Annotated in this window: 3 protein-coding genes; all 3 read right to left on the minus strand. The window is 57.1% G+C overall.

The genetic code is table 11. From position 1 onward, the window contains the following. Nucleotides 1–177 precede the first annotated feature (177 nt). On the minus strand, nt 178–1,281 hold the full coding sequence (locus tag AC33YF_RS13375; RefSeq protein ID WP_491777709.1) for a DcaP family trimeric outer membrane transporter: 1,104 nt from the start codon (nt 1,279–1,281) through the stop codon (nt 178–180). Nucleotides 1,282–2,052: 771 nt separating this feature from the next. After that, nucleotides 2,053–2,277, minus strand: a complete 225-nt coding sequence (locus AC33YF_RS13380; protein WP_491777710.1) for a hypothetical protein — start codon at nt 2,275–2,277, stop codon at nt 2,053–2,055. A gap of 107 nt (nt 2,278–2,384) precedes the next feature. Next, the coding region (locus AC33YF_RS13385) for a DUF2254 domain-containing protein (RefSeq protein ID WP_491777711.1) at nt 2,385–3,166 on the minus strand (782 nt) is incomplete at its 5' end.

Below are 3,166 nucleotides of genomic sequence, written 5' to 3' on the forward strand. Positions count from 1 at the left end.
TACGCTTCCTGCACGACGGCCTCGAGCTGTGCCGGCTTGATATCGGGGGCCTCGGCGAACGCGTTCGGGACCAAAATCAGGGCCACCACGGCCGCCAGTGCCGCGCTCGTGCGGAAAGTGCTTCTGAACATAATCCTTCCTCCCCAGCGTCCAATGATAGAGCGACTCGCGGACTGCTCAAAAGCTCCACTTGAAGGACGTCTGAATGCGCGTGTCAGAACCTTTACTGCCGTCCTTGAGCTCGATGCTGCCATACTGCAGTTCTGTACCCACCAAGATATTGTTGGTCGGGTAGTACAGCAAGTTGACGAGCCCGTACCCCGAATTGGAAAAGGCATCGCCAGTCTGGCCGCCGCTGTTGTCTATTCGCTCCTCACTCCAACCGAATGAAGTGCTCCAGCGGTCATTCCACCAATGATCGTAAAACGCGAGCCAGCCAATAATCGGCAGTGTCGTTGCCCGGAGGCTGCTCGTTGGACCCAGATCAATACCGCCGTCGTTCAGATAGCTCGCGATCCCCCTACCGTAGGTGAACTCGGCCTTGATGCGGTCACGCTTTCCGACCTTGATGACCGTCGAGACATTGACACCAGAACCGATTTCCTGGCCCGAAGGGTTGGCGCTGGCAGTGGTGCTGGTTTCAAATCCTACCGAGCGCACAATGCCCGCGATTTGAAAGTGTCCCCAGTTGCGCTCAGCACGCCAGTGAGCGGTCAAATCAGGGTACTGTGTTCGGTCTTGAACCCCAAGTGTAGGATCGATGAAGTCGACCTTGCCGCTGTCGATCGCTGCCGATGGCGCTTCAAGCGCGATAGCCACCGAGTGACCGTCCCGACGTATGGGTGTCCAACGCAGCTGTATGTTGCGGAAGAACACCATGCCCGGCGGACCCCAGTACTCTATAGAGTTGGGGAACACATCCGGGTCCATAAACGTGCTCCAGGTCTGGCCAGCAAGGATTGAGCCAATTTCCCCGTAAGCGTGCCGCAATCGTGGCGTGGTTTTTCCGGCGTCGTTGCCCACGCCAACCAGTTCGAACTCAAGCTTGGTCTTCAAGTCACCGAGCCCAGTAGGCACCAAAGCATCGAAACCCGCGCGTGTCTGTCGGACGCTGAAGATTGTTTCGCCATCTCTACCGCAGCCGGGATCTTCCGGGCAATTCACAGGGATCTTCGATGGCCGGAGCAGGTCCTTCCAGTCCGGATCAACGCGCTGAAAGTCGTAGATGAAGTCCGCCTGTACAAAGCCGTAGAAATTGAAGGATACGTCGCCAGCCTTCATCCTGTAATCAGCGTGCAGACTTGTCGGAAACACGATTGCAGCAGCAGCCAGACCGCCTCTTAGCCACCGTAAAACCGGGCGGCACCCCTTTGCGCTCCTCATCGTATCCCCCGTTAGCTGTTTCACAGGTAAGCGTGACCTCGTGGATTATGAGGTTGCTTGATTGGTGTTACTGACGCGGTACGCGGAGATCGAACTAAGTGTGAGCGCTGGCTCGCCGGTGCTGCTTTACGGACGTGCTTGGGCTGCGAGGTCTGCTGACGGACGATTGCGAGCCCTTCGCTTAACTCATTCCTCGTCGACAGCAGCCAATCTCGCGACAACGCAGCACGAATTGGCTTTGGCAACAAAGCGCACTCTAACCGCTACAAGCGCAGCGTCGTGCTCTGCCATTTGTTCGTAGCAAGTAGCCAGATGCCTATGACGCTCTGCAGCACTCATCACGTGTGCAGGTTGCGGCGCTTATGGTTAATGGGATCTTAAGAAGCGTTTCATTTGAGGTTACCGCGCACATTTCTGAAGGCCCCGCTTGAGACACAGTCGGCATCCGCGTTGTGAGGCCAGAGACACGCCTGTGAAGCGTATGTCCGCTTTGGGTTATTAGCCGACATTCTAATAACGCTCAGCGACGACCGTTTTGTGCCCCAAAAGCAGACGTGTCTCTCGCGCAGATCGACGGTAGCTAAGTGTCAAAAGCGGACATTGCGATTGCTACCGCGAACTCGAGATCAGCTTTGCTCGGGGCTCCCGGGTTGCTGCAGCAGTTGGCCATTAGGATTGGCTTTGGTCTTCGCCCTTCCAAAGACCTCGGAGGACTTCTTGCTGATGGTCTTCTAGCGACTGAGCGACTTTTTCAGCGTCAGTCGCCACAGCCTCGATGGCTCCCCGGCGCGGTGTGTCGGCGAAGGGCGCGGCAGCTTCACGAAGATACGTCACTGCCTCTATGACTTTCCGATGAGCTCTTCGTACTTGTTCTAGATAGGTCTCTCGATCCATTGTTCTGATCCTCAAATTATATCTGCGTCTGAGTCGACGAGCGCCCCTCTTTCAACCCGCTCTCTTGGCCTGACGAGGCTGGCGTCACAGTTAGAAGCCTTCCCGGGCTAAGTTTCCGCGGCGAGTCTCTCAGCGATTGTCCGAACCCGCTCCTTCTCAAAGTCGAGTGACAACGCTTGCTCTGCCCGTTCCAGAGAGTGTTCGGACTGGGCGGTTGCCGCTCTTCGTACACTCGCATCACCTGCCGTAAAGAGAGCCCAGAGCGCTTTTTGAAGGCGAACCTGCACCTCGAACATCGATGCTCCGTCGCGTGCAATCGGCGTGAAGACATCGTCGTACAGATCCTCGGTCGAAAGAGGCGGGATCCAGACGCTTGGATAGTCTGGCTCGTTCTTCGGATTGGGTCTTGGGGGACTCCATTGCAACAGGATCCGCTCTGCCCTGCCGACCACATCGATCGCCGTTCCCGGGTCGTTTACGGCAGGAGACAGGGCGCGAGATGCAATTTCTGCAAGGACGCAAAGCCCGAAGCGCGGGTCTTGATCAAAAGACCGTTCGTTGCCGACCGCAAAAGCTTTTGCAATACGACCTGTCACGTTCTCGCCAGTCGTTCCATGAACGCGCGCAATCGGTCTCGCCGGATCGACAAACGTGCCCGGCAGCGCCTCGACAAAAATTTGGCCACCACATTCGTCGGCGCATGCAGAGAGGGCGTCCATATCTATGTGTTGAACATAGCCAACAGCGGGACTGTAGATCGGCTCGGCCGTTGGCGGGACATGCGTGTCCTGTAGGGGACGCGCGCCAAGATAGGGCTTCTCTACGCGCGGTACGAGCGCCTCCAGCGTCGCGTTCTCGACTCTTTGGATAGTTTCAGAAACGCGCCCCA

Source organism: Methyloceanibacter sp. (genome assembly GCF_058506495.1).

Excerpts from the sequence above, each read along its gene's own strand:
- AC33YF_RS13375 (WP_491777709.1), bottom strand. The coding sequence starts at position 1,281 with ATGAAGGCTGGCGACGTATCCTTCAATTTCTACGGCTTTGTACAGGCG.
- AC33YF_RS13380 (WP_491777710.1), bottom strand. The coding sequence starts at position 2,277 with ATGGATCGAGAGACCTATCTAGAACAAGTACGAAGAGCTCATCGGAAA.